We start from the raw sequence: 13,129 nt of genomic DNA on the forward strand, positions 1-13,129 counted from the left end.
CGTCATGCCGGGTCGCTCACTTGGCTTGGGCCGGCAGGCCCAGGCGGTGACCGCGCAGCGAATAGAACAGGATGTACAGATAGCACGGCACCATCAGCGCAGCGAACACGATCTGGAAGTCGTAATGCTGTTTGAGAATGGCGAACGCCTGCGGAATGATCGCGCCGCCAGCAATGCCCATGATCAGCAATGCAGAGCCGATTTCGGTAAAGCGGCCGAGCCCGCGAATGGCCAGCGGAAAGATCGCCGGCCACATCATTGCATTGGCAAATCCGAGCGCGGCCACCAAGCCCACCGACACATAGCCGTGGGTGAACAACGCCCCCAGCGAGAACAGCACACCGAGCGCGGCCGACACGCTCAGATAACGTGCCTGCGAGACGACACGCGGAATCAACACCAGGCCGGCGATGTAGCCGAGCAGCATCGCACCCAGCGTATAAGAGGTGAAGATCTTGGTGCTGTCCAACGGCAGATCGAAGCCGTGGCCATAGGTGCCAATCGCATCGCCAGCCATCACTTCCACACCCACATAGACGAACAGGCACAACACGCCCAACCACAGATGCGGAAACTGGAAGATGCTGGATTTCTGCACGCCGGCAGCGCTGCCGGGCGTGGCGTTGGCCTCGGAGGCTTTCAGTTCCGGCAGCGGCGAGAACAGCACGCCAATGGCCAGCAACAGCAGCACGCCGGACATCACCAGATACGGGGCGTGGATTTGGGCGGCAAACGCATTGAGCAACTGCAGCTTGGTCGCCGCATCGACACTGGCCACCTGCGCGGACAGATCGCCGATACCGTGCAGCACCAGCGAGCCGATCAGGATCGGCGCCAGGATGCCGGCGATCTTGTTGCAGATGCCCATCAGCGCGATGCGTCGCGCTGCACTTTCGATCGGGCCAAGGATGCTGATGTAGGGATTGATCGCAGTCTGCAACAGCGCCAGGCCGCTACCGATCACGAACAAGCCACCCAACGCGCCCGGGTACCAACGCTGGGTGGCGAACTGGCCGAACCCCGCTGCGCCCGCTGCCATCATCACCAGGCTCAGCGCCAGGCCTTTTTTCATTCCGGTGCGCTTGAGGATCCACGACGAGGGCAGTGCCAGAAAAAAATACGACAGGTAGAACACCATCAACACCAGGAACGCATTGACCTCGTCGAGGTCGAACGCCAGCCGCACGAAGGTGATCAACGGCCCGTTGATCCAGGTGAAAAAGCCGATGATGAAGAACAGCACGCCGACGATGGCGATCGAGACAACGGGATTTGCGGGCCTGGGAGTAGTCATGGATCGGCTGGCTCTTGAGTTGTCGGTGGGGGACGCCGCGTTGGATCAGCGGCGCAGTTCGGCGACGAAATCGTAGAAATCGTTATGGCAATAGGTGTCGGTCAATTCGATCGCGCTGCCATCGCGCGCGTAGCCAACGCGCACCACATGCAGGATCGCCTCGCCGATCTTCATGCGCAGGTGTTCGGCCAGCCGGGCCGGCAGATTGATCGCGCGGAAATACTGCAGCGCGCGCACCACCGGCGTGCCCTGCGCGTCGAGATAGCTGTAGAGCGAATCGCCGATCTGCTGCGGGTCGGCGACGATACGTTGCGGCAGCACGGCGTGTTCGTATGCCATGACGCGGTCGTCGGCGCTGCGCAAGCGCGTGAGCGATGCCACCGCCGCATCCGGCGAGAGACCGAGCCGCAGGATTTCTTCGCCATGCGCCGGGCGCAGGCGGCGCTCCAGCCAGCACGTGCCCGGCTCGTAGCCCTTGATGCGCAAAGTCTCGCTGAAACTGGTCAGGCCGCTGAGCTGGTGCTGGATCTGTGTGGTGACGAAGGTGCCAGCGCCCTGCCGGCGCGACACCAGGCCTTGTTCGACCAGCATATCCACGGCCTGACGCAGGGTCACCCGCGAGATCTGCAGCCGCTCGCACAGCTGGCGCTCGGCCGGCAGCGCTTCGCCGGCCTTCCACTGACCGCCGCGGATGGCGTCGGTCAGCTTGCCGGCCAGTTGCAGATACAGCGGGGTTGGCGCGGACGCGTCCAGGTGCAGCTCGTCTAATCGCGTGTCGGCGTCTGCCTTGGCCTTGTCCATCTGTTGCTCTCGCCCGCCTGGATTCGATAGGTCCAATATAATACCAATCGGCAACTGGACACCAGCCCTGTGTTGCAGCGGCTTGGGATGGATGGCTTCAGGGCTGGATATGCGGTGCCGCGCGGCACTGAGTGGTACTAGCGAGGTGATCAGGCGCGCCGGGGCTCGACCCGCCTTTGAGGACGTTTGCCAGGTCGCACCGCCTGGGGCCTTAGTGGTCAGCGCAAGCCTAGCGCTTGTTGACGGATCAGACCAATTCAGCGGCTGATGGAGACCAGGCGCTGTTGTCTGATTGCGGCGCCCCACGGACCCTGCGGGGCGAGCGGCTGGTCCGTACGGCGACAGCCAGTGGTCGCGTGCTGATCTTGCCGAGGATTGGCAGCGATTCATGTAAAAAACAGCCAAAAGTGAGCTAACTCGCTGTCAGAAAAGGTTTTCTACACGAATCCCTGCCGACCCTCGACAAGGAAAGTGGCATCAAGGACGATCCGAACGAGTGGTGCCGAGAAAGTAACGAACCTGCCTACATCTTGAGCCTGCTCAAGCGCGTGATCCGCGTCAGCCTGGAGACGGTCAAGATCGTCGGGGGCCTGCCTTCGATTCAGTGATGTCAGTATTCATCGGAGCAAGGCTGCATAGATAGCCGCACCCCGTCGATCAATTCAGGGAGAAGTATGAGCGATCAATACACCTACGCGAGATTCTGGCGCTGTGCGCTACAGGTCAATCCTGTCGGCTACAACGGTGCCTACAGGGGAGCCGATCACGGGTTGGATGAGGGCGGCTACAACCAAGCCCTGCTTCAAAAGTGTCTTGAGCTGGGTATCAAGGTTGTCGGTTTGGCCGACCACGGCAGCGTGGCCAGCGTCGATGCCTTGCGTCAGGTGCTACAGCCGCAAGGGATCGTGAACCGCCCCGGGATTTGCGGAGGCTCAATCATCTGAGAGGATTGGGCCATGAACAAGTCGAAGAAGTTCTCACCAGAGGTGCGTGAGCGAGCGGTACGGATGGTGCAGGAGCACCGGGGAGAGTACCCCTCGTTGTGGGCGTCGATCGAGTCGATCGCCCCCAAAATCGGCTGCGTGCCACAAACGCTGTTGGCAAACGCTGTTGGAGTGGGTCAAGCAGTCAGAAAGTGGACGCGGGAGCGCGGCCGAGGCACAGCGAATCAAGGATCTGGAACGGGAGGTCAAGGAACTGCGCCGGGCCAACGAGATCCTCAAGGTGGCCAGCGCGTTTTTCGCCCAGGCGGAGCTCGACCGCCGGCTGAAGTGATGTATGCGATGGTGGAAGCGCACCGGAACAGGTTCGGGGTCGAGCCGATCTGCGAGGTGCTGCAGATTGCCCCGTCGGCCTATCGCCGACATGCCGCACGCCGTCGTGATCGGTCATTGCTCAGTGCCAGGGCGCATCGCGATGCCGAGCTGGCGCCGAAGATCGAGATGGTCTGGCGTCAGAACCAGCAGGTCTACGGCGCGGAGGAAATACCTCTGATCGATGAGTTCTATCGTTGCTCGCGTGGTTTTGCCTGCCGGTATTGACGTTTATCTCCTTGCCGCAGGCCAGTGGGGTCAACGTTGACGCAAATCCGGTCGGCGCACACGATGGCGTCGGAAGCGTAAAACGCCTGCACGACAGGCACCGCGTTTTCATAGCGCTGGAGTTCGTCCTTCGTGGCGGCGAGTTCACGACGGTAGTAGCCCAAAACGGCCCAGCCGACGAGAAGAACCAGCAGCAAGATGGCTCCGCCGGCGGCGAACCACGTCCACACGGTCTTGCTGGCTCCTTTCAACCGCGCAGTCGTAGTCGTGACATCGCGGTCGAATTGGGCTGCCACCGGCGCCAGCGCTTGCTTGCCGTCTTCGGCGAGTTGGGTCTTGGCGCCACCGACGATGGTGGCAATCTCGCGACGTGACATCGAAACTTCATTGCGCAGAGATTGCAGCTCTTGATTGAACGCCAAGCGTATGTTCTGTTCGCGCTGCACCATTTCAGTTCGCAAGGTAAGCATCGCCTTGGCGGATTGGTGATTGGCCTGAATCGATTCTTGTAGCGCTGCACGTAGCGCGGCGATGTCATCGTTGTTGTACATGTAACTCGCACCTGTGCTAGCGGAATTGTGGGTAGTCGTGTCTTAGGCGCGCTTCGACGGCAACGGCGAGGGGGTGAGGCTCCGCTTCCGGCAAATCGCGGATCACCGCCCACGGGGTATCGACCAGCGCGTGGCCGGTCTCGAACTCTGGCAGGCCATCACGGCGGCGCAGGGCCTGTACGGCCAGTAGTTCGGCTGGGAACACGCGGTCGAAGTCGCTCTCAAACTCATACTTGTTCTTGTCGGTACCGGGCTTGCTGCGGCTGATATGGAACTCGGCGGCGGCTTGCATGGCTTGCTGAAAAGCGGTCTTGTCGCTTGTGCGCCAGCAGTCCAGCAACTCTTTGTATGCGGGAATCAGTGGGTTGACGGACCGGTAATGCGTCGAAAGGCCGAACGCCTGGGAGAACAGGAAGATCAAGAAGGCATCGTTGGTGCCCTTGCCCCAACTGTCCTTGCGCCACTCGTCCGCTTTAACTTCTTGGTCTCGGTGCGCCACGTCGATCAACCAATGCGCGCAACTTCGCGCCTCATCCCACAGCGACAGCATGGCGGGGCCGGCGGCTTTCATGCTGGACCATAGGGAGGTTGGCAGCCAGGTTTCGCTCTTTGCCGGCACTGCGGCTTCTAAGCGGAATGATATTGAGCGAAATGCGACCGCCCAACGCAGCGCCTCGGGCAGGGGTCGCAGATCGAGCCCGTCGAAGGCGGTATTAGCCGTAATGCCGAAAGCAATGCAGGCGCGAGTACCGTAGGTCTGGCCGAGGTCATGACAGGCACCAATGGATGCGCGAGTCAGCGGGCCGGGCCGGGTCAGATACTCGCGTAGCTTTGCCACCTCTCTGTCGAGCCGGTCACCCTTCAGGACAAGGCGATCCCACCAGCTCAAACTTTCCTTGAAGACTTTTTTCAGCGATGGGTGGGAGGTCGATACATTCATGCGCACATCTCAGCGGGTCAGTACAGGGCCTTGGCGGACCTGCGCCTGCATTTGTTCTTGCAACTGCTGCTGCTCTTGCAATTGCTGCTGCGCGTACAGTTCATTGCCTTGCTGCACCATCTTCTGTCCTTCTGGGGATTGAGTAAATTCGAGGGCGATGCGATCCAGCGCCTTGCTGTCGCCTGCCAGCGCCGCCGCGTAGGCACGGTCCAGGTACGGGTCGTTGAACGGGCCCTTGGGTGTTTGAGAAGCTGGCTGATCCTCATCCAGCATCGCCCCGCGAGAACGAGGAGACAGACCCCGAGACGGGGCTTGCCACGCTTCGATGTGCTTATCGACATGGAGTTTGGGCGACCCCGGCTCTTGACTCAGATTGAGGCGAACCCACTTGGCATTGATTTCACCGCCTTGCTGCTCTACCTCCTTGCTTAAGGCTTTGGCAACCTGCGCCAAACCTTCAGGCACATTCTTCTCCGCCCAGTGACCTTGCTCCGAAATGGCTCGGCGGAGTCGCTCAGTGACGAATTGCCCAGGATTGCCGTACTGGTTCCGCGCCAAGCCCCGCGCCGAAGTCTTGACCTCGTAGAACTCCAACTCTCCGGCCGGATTGCGCCCAACCAGATCAATGCCGTGGCCGGACTTGTTCTTGATGGCCACGATGTCCGTGTACCCGGCTTCGACCAGATCGCGGGTCATGACTGCTTCGCCGATGTCGCCCAGTTCGCGGCGCCCCAACGCCTTGGGGTCGATACCTTTCAGGGTAGCGTTGAGTGCATCGTCGAAGGAGGTCTTGCCGTCGAAGATGGTCTTGTCCATCTTGACGAGTTGGCCCAATTCCTTCGGCGTAAAGCCGCCAACCTTGAGCATCGCGTCAAGGTTGCCAGTCGCACGGCCGGCTTCGACCAAACGCAGCAACTGGCCCTCGTCGCGGGCCACGCCCATACTGCCGCGTAGCGCCTGCGCGCCATGTTCGGCGACGTTGCCACCCTTGGACATGGCGCGGCCGACATCGTCCAGATGCTCGGCGACGATGTGGGCGTTATCTGGCGTGAGTTCGTCTAACGCTTTGGCGACCTTGCCAAACTTGCCCAGCTTGGCCACCGGCACCAACGTGGCCGCGACCTCGATACCGACAGCGCCGGCATTGCCGCCCAGATACTCGGCTTCCTTACCTTCGGCACGGGCTTTGTTAAAGCCGGTTTCCCACTCGGTGAGTTCTTTGCGCGCCCATTTCTGCGCGTCGGTGAGTGGTTTACTCGGGTCCTCCGCGACCTCGGCGGCGTACATCTTTGCCGTACCGATCAGCAGGTCGCGGTAGTTCTCGTCGGTGGCGAATCGGTGTGCGGCTTTGCCGAGATCGACGAATTCGCCCAGCGTATTGATCGCGTGCGTTGCGGCACCCTTGGACATGCCATAGTGGAATTGCGTGGAGCCGACTACATGGCCTGCTGAGCCTGCGGCAGCTCGCTCAAGGGAGCTCCGATCGACATCGGCTGAGACTTCCTGCATTCGCCGCTGCGCTGTAGCAAGCCCATCACTGATCTGCTTATCGACCCAGCCCGTTGCTTTTTGCGTGAACTCGACCGCTTGCTCCCCGAGGCGCTCAATGCGGCTATCGGTGATGTGGGCTGTGTCCAGCGCGTCGTCAAAGCGATCCTTTTCGTGCTCTGAGAGGCGGGCGCAGACGGCGTCGATTAGCGGCTTGAACTGAGGCTTGCCATCGCGGTCTTTGAAGGCGGGAGAGGTCACCATATCCTCAACCAGCCGTTCGGCGTCGATGCCACCGAGAGTCTGATTGCGCAGGATCAGGCGTTGGGACTCATAAGCAAGCGGATCGACCCGCCCATGCTCGTCGGTGGCATACAGCAACGCGGCAACATCGTTGCTGTCGGCTCTGCCAGTGGCCATTCGGTGCTCCCTGTCGCCCTTCGCGTGACTAGGAGTCTAGCCAAAGATCGACTCTGGTCCTACTTTCCTACGGCAGGGATATTCCTATGCAGTCATCAGAAACCGACCCGGCGGCAGTGAGGTGGAGCGAATTGCTGGTGTCTCGGACTGGGGACGATGGCCTGCACCCACTTCGCCCCCAGCACGGCGGAAGGCGCCACCAGTGCAGGCGAGCCATAAAAGGCGCGCCTGCCCATCTCAAGGCAGGACTTAGAGCGGCTAACAAAACCCTTTGACTATTGTTTCGTTGGCGGCAAAATTGCTGGCATGACACGTCGCAAAGAGAGCCCCATTGCGCTGTGGAAGCGCATCGAGCCGCTGATTCCCCAAGTGAAGCGTTCGCCTAAAGGTGGACGGCCGCGTATCAGTGATCAGCAAGCTCTCAACGGCATCGTCTATGTCTTGCGCACGGGCATGCCATGGGATGACCTGCCTGTGGAACTGGGCTATGGCAGCGGCATGACCTGCTGGCGCCGGTTGCGTGATTGGCAGGCCGCCGGTGTTTGGCATCGTCTGCACCAGGTGTTGCTGACCGAGCTGCGTCGCGCCCAGAGGCTGGATCTGAGCCGAGCCAGTCTGGACGCCGCCAGTGTGGCCTCCCCCCGGGGGGCGCCTACACCGGGCCAAACCCGACCGATCGCGGCAAACTCGGCAGCAAACGGCATCTGATCGTGGACCGCAACGGCGTGCCCTTGGCAGTGTGCGTCACCGGCGCCAATCGGCACGACTCGGTCGTGTTCGAGGAGTTGATCGACGCCTTGCCGCCAATTGGTGGCAAACCAGGGCGCCCGCGACGTTGGCCAGACAAATTGCACGCCGACAAGGCTTACGACATCGACCGCTGTCGCGCCTTCCTCAAGCAGCGCGGCATCATTGCGCGGATCGCACGCAAGGGAATCGAGCGCAACGACCGGTTGGGCCGTCATCGCTGGGTCGTCGAGCGCACGCATGCCTGGTTCGCAGGCCTGGGCAAACTGCGCATCCGCTTTGAACGCCGCATCGATCTCCACTTGGCGTTGCTCTCGCTTGCATGCTCCATCATCTGCTTACGGCTTCTTCCTGGGTTTTGTTAGCCGCTCTTAGCGTTTCATCGTGGATAAGTCGCCGGTCGTTGGCTTTAGCGCCGTGCCGCTGTCACCGACGGCACTTGGCGCTTGAAGGGGATTTTTCAGGGACGACTGATTACCTGTGGCGCAGCAGCGCCAAGGCCGGCGCGGGCAAGTTCAGACCGCTGCGACCTCTGCAACCGGCTTAACGTGCTTTATTTTCCGTTTTCTGAGATGACCCAAAATTGTTCTTATGCAGCGGTGACTTAGGTCATTTTTGGCTGTTTTTTACACGAATCCCTGCCGACCCTCTTGCCAACTGCGAGGGCTACAATCGGCACTGATCGACTCGCACCAGCCAGCGTTCTGGCATCCGGGTGAAGCCGAGCAGTTGCAGGCCGAGCTGCAAGGCCGTGTCGTTGCCCGGTTCCACCTGGGTGCGCCACTGCCAGTGGCCATCGCGCTGCAGGCGTAGCTCAGCGCTGAGTTGCACGCCTTCGGGCATGCCGCCGTCGGGCGTGAGCGCCAGCACCAGTGCGTGGTCGGCGCATTGCGGGTGGCCACGCAACCGTAGTGGCAGCAGCCCTGCCGCTTCGCCGCCCTGGTTAGGCAACACCTGCACTGCCACCTCGCCGCCGACATGCACGCAGCGCGTAGTGTCGAAAATCGCACGCACATCGCGCAGGTGGATCGACAGATCCACCAACGTCACTCCGCCAGGTTTTTGCGCAGCAGCAGCCGACCGTTGGCCTGCTCCACGCCGTGGCGTGCGCCCTGCAGTGCCACCAACTGTGCGGTGGCCGAGGTCAGCTGCACCTGCCGTTCTTCACGCAACAGCGGCCAGAAACGCAAGCGCACGCCGACATCGTCCACCTCCATCGTGTTCCAGGTCACCCCACGCAGGGTGCCGTTCCAGATCGAGCCCTGTACTTCAAGCGCAGAGAACGCAAGCGTGTCGGCAGGTAACACCAGGCGCAGTGGCAGCGTGGCGATCACGCCGATCGCACACAGCACCGCTGCGGGCAATAGCCAGCGCAGTGCCCTCACGGTGCGACACCTGCGAATGCACAGCGCAGCTGCAATTGGCCGTCGTGACGGGTAATGTTGAGGCCGCTCGGTGCCAGATCGTAGCGCTGACGCAATTGCTCGAACCAGGCGAACAAGGTGACGCTGGCGACTGCATCGAGTTGCAGTTCAAGCCCACCGGTGGGACCACGGCCTTGATTGGTGATGGCGATGCCGGCCTCGCGTGCACGCTGCATGATGGCTGCAAGCGCAACCGCTGCCACTGCACGGCGCGCGCATCCAGCAATGTTTCTGCGGCAATGTCGTCGCGTGCCTGTGCGCTGCTGCGCCAATGCCGCGAAGGCACCACCACTGCGTACCAGGCGACGACAGCAGCCACCGCGGCCAGCATGGCCTTCAGCATGATCCGCTCGCGCGGTGCGCGCGTCTGCCACCAGGCATGCATGCGCTGCTGCAGGTTGCTCATCGCGGCGGCTCCAATTCCAACCGGGTACGCACTCCATCGTCCTACGTTTGACTTGTGCCCTGCCGCAGCTGCCAACCGGCTAGGCACTATCGGCATCGGCAATCACCACATGCACTGCCTGTGCATCGGCAGCCAGATGCTCGGCCAGCTGCCTGCCATCGATTGCGCACTGCTGCGTCACGGCAAGCTCATCCAGCGCTGATGCACATCCATGCCCGGTACCACCAACACACTGCACGCGGAGGGTTCATGCAGCGCGCTGCCTGTGCCCTGCGCCAACACACGTCCTTGCGCATCCACGCGCACGGCGGTGGCCTCGCCTGCTGCATCGGCCAGCGGCAACACCAGGGTGGTACGCAGTCGTCGGGACTCCATTGGCGTGCCACCCGACGCCACAGCACGCGCCGGCCCAAAGCAATCAGCGTCGACCAAACCAGCGCTGATCCAGCCGCAACATCACTAACCGCAACGGGGTCCACACCAGGCACAACCCGGCCAGGATGCCCAGGGTATCGGCGAGCGCATCGTCAGGGTCGGCAGTGCGATTGGTGGTCAGCGCACCCTGCGCAATTTCAATGCTGACGCCCAACAACACCAAGCCGAGCGCCGCAAACAGCAGCGCGCGGCGCGTGGCGAACAACTGCACCGCCCCCCAACACAGCAACGCGAAGCTGAGGAAGTGTTCTGCCTTGTCGCTGTTGGATGGCAGTTCCGGAAATTCCGGCGGTGGACCCATGCACACTGCAATCAGCGCCACAATCGCGGCGATCCACAAGCCCACCCACAACCGCGGCCGATAAAACGGCCGCAGCACCGACCTCACAGACGCCACGTGAGGTCGCCGGCTAGGAAGGCAGGCGAGAAATCGACATCGCGCGAGAAGCCCATCGCCTGGAATCGCTCGCCCATTTCGCTGGGCAAGGTCAGCCGCTTGGTCTGTTCGCGCAGGCGAATGCGCCCCACTTCGTCGGTGCGCGTCTCGGCCTGCGCCAACAACGCATCCAATCCATTGCCCAGCAGGAAGCTCGCCTGCGTGCAGTAACCGGCCAACCCGAAACCTGCACCGGTGCCGGCCTCGGCCAATGCGGTGAAATCCACCGAAGCGGTCAGATCCTGCAAGCCGGGCCAACGATACAGATCCTCGTGCATGCGATGGCGATAGAACGCACGCAAGGTGCCGTCCTGGCGCTGCGCACGATAGAACTCGCCGCGCGGGTAACCGTAATCGATGAACAACATCGCACCGCGCTTCAGACCGCCAGCGACTGCCTGGATCCAGTACGGCAGCTGCGGCAGCAACTCGGAACGGTAGCCATCGGCGAACGGCTGCTCCAGATAGCGCTCCAGATGACGCACCGCTGCGCTGAGCAATGCATCGGCAGGCTGCTCGCCGCGCGCAAATCGCTGCTGCGCATCCAGCACCACGGTTTCCTCATACACCTCACCGTCGCGCAGTGCGAAGCGCGGCGTGGGTAGCGCATCGACGACTTCGTTGGCGAACAACACACCATCCCAATCATCCGGGAACGGGCCATCCAGCCACTCCACCAGATCCAATACCGGTGGGATCAAGCTGCGCCCCAGGCGCTCGCGCTGACGTTCGCGCAAATCGGCGCTGGGCTCCAGGATCGCGTAACGCTCGGGCAGCGCATCCAGTTCAAGCAAGCGCTTCAGTGTCACTTCGGCAAATGCGCCGCTGCCGCCGCCGACTTCGAGCATGCGTGCGCCCGGGCCAAGTTGCTGCAACACCGGTGCCAACGCACCGGAGACGGTCGCTGCGAACAACGGCCCAAGCTCCGGTGACGTAACGAAGTCACCGGCTTCGCCGAACTTGCTGGAACCGGCGCTGTAATAGCCCAGGCCCGGCGCATACAGCGCCAGCTCCATGAAACGCGAAAACGCAATCGCACCGCCAGCGGCCTGAATTTCAGCGCGCAGATGCGCGGCCAGCCGATCGCTGTGCGCCAGGGCGGCCGGATCGGGAATGGGAAGGTCGGCGTGCATGCAGGCACCGGTTGCGGGGACAATGCACAGGATAGCCGAGCCCTTTACAACGCCGAGCGAGTACGCCATGACAGACAGGTCCAAGGTGGTGTTGATCACCGGTGCAGGCCGCCGCATCGGCGCGCAGATCGCCACCACGCTGCACGCAGCCGGCTATCGCGTCGCCTTGCATGCGCACAGCTCCGGCGACGCACTGGGCGCACGCGTCACCGAGCTTTGCATGCAACGCGCAGGTAGCGCGCAGGCCTTCCACGTCGATTTGCGCCTGACGCATGCGCCCGCACAACTGGTTGCCGACTGCATCGCTGCATTCGGTCGCCTGGATGGCGTGGTCAACAATGCTTCGGCGTTCTATCCCACCGCACTGGGCGAGGCCACCCCGGCACAGTGGGACGAGCTGTTCGCGGTCAACGCGCGCGCTCCGTTCTTCATCGCCCAGGCCGCCGCCGCGCAGCTGCGCCAGCAGCGCGGCGCCATCGTCAACCTCACCGACCTGCATGCGCAGCAACCGATGCGCAATCACCCACTGTACGGTGCATCCAAGAGCGCGCTGGAAATGCTGACCCGCTCGCTCGCGCTGGAGCTGGCACCGAACGTGCGCGTCAACGCAGTAGCGCCTGGCGCGATCCTGTGGCCGGAAGAAGGCAAGCCGTCCGATGCCAGGCAGGCGCTGCTCGCACGCACGCCACTGGCACGCATCGGCACGCCCGAAGAGATCGCCGAGGCAGTGCGTTGGTTGTTGGACGAGGCCAGCTTCGTCACCGGCCATACCTTGCACGTGGATGGCGGGCGCCAGCTCAGTTAAGCGGCTGTCAGACGGACTGCGCTCAGCGTCTGGCGGACGTGGCCGGCGCTGTTCGTGGGCGGCTGCGGCTCGACCATGACACACTCGCCCGCTGCGGTGCTGAGCGCGCGCCAGCAAGCACCGGGCGACTGCTCGCGCTATGTCAGCCACGCGTTGGGCGCACTGCGGAACCGGGCGAATTTCGGAACTACGCTATTGCGCCATCCGCCGCTGTACGAGCCGTGTCCAACTCCACCGCCATAAACGCGCCGCCATACTGCGGATGCGCCTGCCACAACGCGGCAAGTGTCTGGCCGCTCAGCGGATCGATAAAATCCGGCGCGATATCGGCCAGCGGCTTCAGCACGAAGGCGTGCTTGAGCTCGGGCCGCGGTATGCGCAGATACCCAGGTCCTTCGATGATGCAATCGCCGAAGAACACCACATCCACATCCAGGGTGCGGTCGCTGAAACGCGGGCCGCTGCGATCGCGCCCATGCGCATCTTCCAGTGCATGTAACCAATGATCGAGCGCGTGCAGATCCAGATCGGTGTCGAGCTTCACCGCGTTATTGACGAAGTCCGGCCCGTCGAATCCCACCGCCGGCATGCAATACGCAGGGGAGACGTCAAGCGGGCCGAAGCGCGCGCGCAAGGCAGCGACGGCCGAACGCAGGTAGTGGGTCGGCCGGACGTTGCTGCCAAGGCTGAGAAGCACGGTAGTCATGC

Annotated in this window: 14 protein-coding genes, 3 pseudogenes and 1 other annotated feature; of the genes and pseudogenes, 4 read left to right on the top strand and 13 right to left on the bottom strand. The window is 62.5% G+C overall.

The window, feature by feature from the left end; all coding sequences use genetic code 11:
* Positions 1-16: 16 nt before the first annotated feature.
* Positions 17-1,294 carry a sugar MFS transporter gene (locus J5I97_RS16325; protein WP_208587633.1) on the bottom strand — a complete coding sequence of 426 codons (1,278 nt, stop codon included), beginning with the start codon at positions 1,292-1,294 and terminating at the stop codon, positions 17-19.
* A 45-nt stretch (positions 1,295-1,339) separates the two neighbouring features.
* Positions 1,340-2,095: a GntR family transcriptional regulator gene (locus J5I97_RS16330; protein WP_208587635.1), complete on the bottom strand. Its 756-nt coding sequence runs from the start codon at positions 2,093-2,095 to the stop codon at positions 1,340-1,342.
* A gap of 674 nt (positions 2,096-2,769) precedes the next feature.
* Between J5I97_RS16330 and J5I97_RS16335 the strand changes: the two are divergent.
* Both J5I97_RS16335 and J5I97_RS16340 read left to right on the top strand, forming a co-directional pair.
* Positions 2,770-3,015 (top strand): annotated as a pseudogene (locus J5I97_RS16335) (hypothetical protein); the annotation flags it as partial.
* Positions 3,016-3,051: 36 nt separating this feature from the next.
* Positions 3,052-3,582 (top strand): annotated as a pseudogene (locus J5I97_RS16340) (transposase); the annotation flags it as partial.
* Positions 3,328-3,444: a sequence feature (AL1L pseudoknot), on the top strand. Its footprint overlaps the pseudogene before it by 117 nt.
* A gap of 17 nt (positions 3,583-3,599) precedes the next feature.
* Here the strand turns inward: J5I97_RS16340 and J5I97_RS20145 are convergent.
* The 3 genes from J5I97_RS20145 to J5I97_RS16355 form a co-directional block, all read right to left on the bottom strand.
* Positions 3,600-4,085, bottom strand: a complete 486-nt coding sequence (locus J5I97_RS20145; RefSeq protein ID WP_238135752.1) for a hypothetical protein — start codon at positions 4,083-4,085, stop codon at positions 3,600-3,602.
* Positions 4,086-4,203: 118 nt separating this feature from the next.
* The gene (locus J5I97_RS16350; RefSeq protein ID WP_244241846.1) at positions 4,204-5,127 is read right to left on the bottom strand and encodes a hypothetical protein; all 924 of its coding nucleotides are present in this window, start codon (positions 5,125-5,127) and stop codon (positions 4,204-4,206) included.
* A gap of 9 nt (positions 5,128-5,136) precedes the next feature.
* Positions 5,137-7,035 (bottom strand): hypothetical protein, encoded by a 1,899-nt coding sequence (locus tag J5I97_RS16355; RefSeq protein WP_208587637.1) that lies wholly within the window; start codon positions 7,033-7,035, stop codon positions 5,137-5,139.
* A 306-nt stretch (positions 7,036-7,341) separates the two neighbouring features.
* Here J5I97_RS16355 and J5I97_RS16360 point away from each other — a divergent pair.
* Positions 7,342-8,147, top strand: a protein-coding gene (locus J5I97_RS16360; protein ID WP_208587639.1) for an IS5 family transposase whose coding sequence is annotated in 2 segments (ribosomal slippage) — positions 7,342-7,672 and positions 7,672-8,147 — 807 coding nt in all. Because the reading frame shifts where the segments join, the coding sequence is not laid out codon by codon here.
* A 301-nt stretch (positions 8,148-8,448) separates the two neighbouring features.
* Here J5I97_RS16360 and J5I97_RS20680 read toward each other — a convergent pair.
* The 7 genes and pseudogenes from J5I97_RS20680 to J5I97_RS16385 form a co-directional block, all read right to left on the bottom strand.
* The gene (locus J5I97_RS20680) at positions 8,449-8,823 is read right to left on the bottom strand and encodes a hypothetical protein (protein ID WP_371885884.1); all 375 of its coding nucleotides are present in this window, start codon (positions 8,821-8,823) and stop codon (positions 8,449-8,451) included.
* Between the two features lie 5 nt (positions 8,824-8,828).
* Positions 8,829-9,167, bottom strand: coding sequence for a type II secretion system protein N (gene gspN / locus J5I97_RS20685; protein WP_371885883.1), 339 nt, complete (start codon positions 9,165-9,167; stop codon positions 8,829-8,831).
* Positions 9,164-9,382, bottom strand: a complete 219-nt coding sequence (locus J5I97_RS20690) for a hypothetical protein (RefSeq protein ID WP_430541845.1) — start codon at positions 9,380-9,382, stop codon at positions 9,164-9,166. Before J5I97_RS20690 ends, gspN begins: the two co-directional genes overlap by 4 nt.
* A 107-nt stretch (positions 9,383-9,489) precedes the next feature.
* A pseudogene (locus tag J5I97_RS20695) lies at positions 9,490-9,708 on the bottom strand (hypothetical protein); the annotation flags it as partial.
* An 81-nt stretch (positions 9,709-9,789) separates the two neighbouring features.
* Positions 9,790-9,987: a hypothetical protein gene (locus tag J5I97_RS16375; protein WP_208587640.1), complete on the bottom strand. Its 198-nt coding sequence runs from the start codon at positions 9,985-9,987 to the stop codon at positions 9,790-9,792.
* 43 nt (positions 9,988-10,030) lie between these two features.
* Positions 10,031-10,444, bottom strand: a complete 414-nt coding sequence (locus J5I97_RS16380; RefSeq protein ID WP_208587642.1) for a VanZ family protein — start codon at positions 10,442-10,444, stop codon at positions 10,031-10,033.
* Positions 10,432-11,685, bottom strand: coding sequence for a class I SAM-dependent methyltransferase (locus J5I97_RS16385; protein ID WP_208587644.1), 1,254 nt, complete (start codon positions 11,683-11,685; stop codon positions 10,432-10,434). Before J5I97_RS16385 ends, J5I97_RS16380 begins: the two co-directional genes overlap by 13 nt.
* Here J5I97_RS16385 and J5I97_RS16390 point away from each other — a divergent pair.
* Entirely contained in the window at positions 11,684-12,421 is a 738-nt protein-coding gene (locus J5I97_RS16390) for a pteridine reductase (RefSeq protein ID WP_208587646.1), read from the top strand. The two genes, J5I97_RS16385 and J5I97_RS16390, sit on opposite strands and share 2 nt — an antisense overlap.
* Positions 12,422-12,608: 187 nt before the next feature.
* Here the strand turns inward: J5I97_RS16390 and folK are convergent, their stop codons facing one another.
* On the bottom strand, positions 12,609-13,127 hold the full coding sequence (folK, locus tag J5I97_RS16395) for a 2-amino-4-hydroxy-6-hydroxymethyldihydropteridine diphosphokinase (RefSeq protein WP_208587647.1): 519 nt from the start codon (positions 13,125-13,127) through the stop codon (positions 12,609-12,611).
* Positions 13,128-13,129 lie beyond the last annotated feature (2 nt).

This window comes from Xanthomonas fragariae, assembly GCF_017603965.1.
Classification (GTDB): Bacteria; Pseudomonadota; Gammaproteobacteria; order Xanthomonadales; family Xanthomonadaceae; genus Xanthomonas; species Xanthomonas fragariae_A.

Bases quoted from the DNA above. Each gene is read 5' to 3' on its own strand.
- J5I97_RS16350 (WP_244241846.1), bottom strand. From the start codon at position 5,127: ATGAATGTATCGACCTCCCACCCATCGCTGAAAAAAGTCTTCAAGGAA.
- J5I97_RS16355 (WP_208587637.1), bottom strand. From the start codon at position 7,035: ATGGCCACTGGCAGAGCCGACAGCAACGATGTTGCCGCGTTGCTGTAT.
- J5I97_RS16385 (WP_208587644.1), bottom strand. From the start codon at position 11,685: ATGGCGTACTCGCTCGGCGTTGTAAAGGGCTCGGCTATCCTGTGCATT.
- J5I97_RS20145 (WP_238135752.1), bottom strand. From the start codon at position 4,085: ATGGTGCAGCGCGAACAGAACATACGCTTGGCGTTCAATCAAGAGCTG.
- J5I97_RS16330 (WP_208587635.1), bottom strand. From the start codon at position 2,095: ATGGACAAGGCCAAGGCAGACGCCGACACGCGATTAGACGAGCTGCAC.
- folK (WP_208587647.1), bottom strand. From the start codon at position 13,127: ATGACTACCGTGCTTCTCAGCCTTGGCAGCAACGTCCGGCCGACCCAC.
- J5I97_RS16390 (WP_208587646.1), top strand. From the start codon at position 11,684: ATGACAGACAGGTCCAAGGTGGTGTTGATCACCGGTGCAGGCCGCCGC.
- J5I97_RS20690 (WP_430541845.1), bottom strand. From the start codon at position 9,382: ATGCAGCGTGCACGCGAGGCCGGCATCGCCATCACCAATCAAGGCCGT.
- J5I97_RS16325 (WP_208587633.1), bottom strand. From the start codon at position 1,294: ATGACTACTCCCAGGCCCGCAAATCCCGTTGTCTCGATCGCCATCGTC.
- J5I97_RS16375 (WP_208587640.1), bottom strand. From the start codon at position 9,987: ATGGAGTCCCGACGACTGCGTACCACCCTGGTGTTGCCGCTGGCCGAT.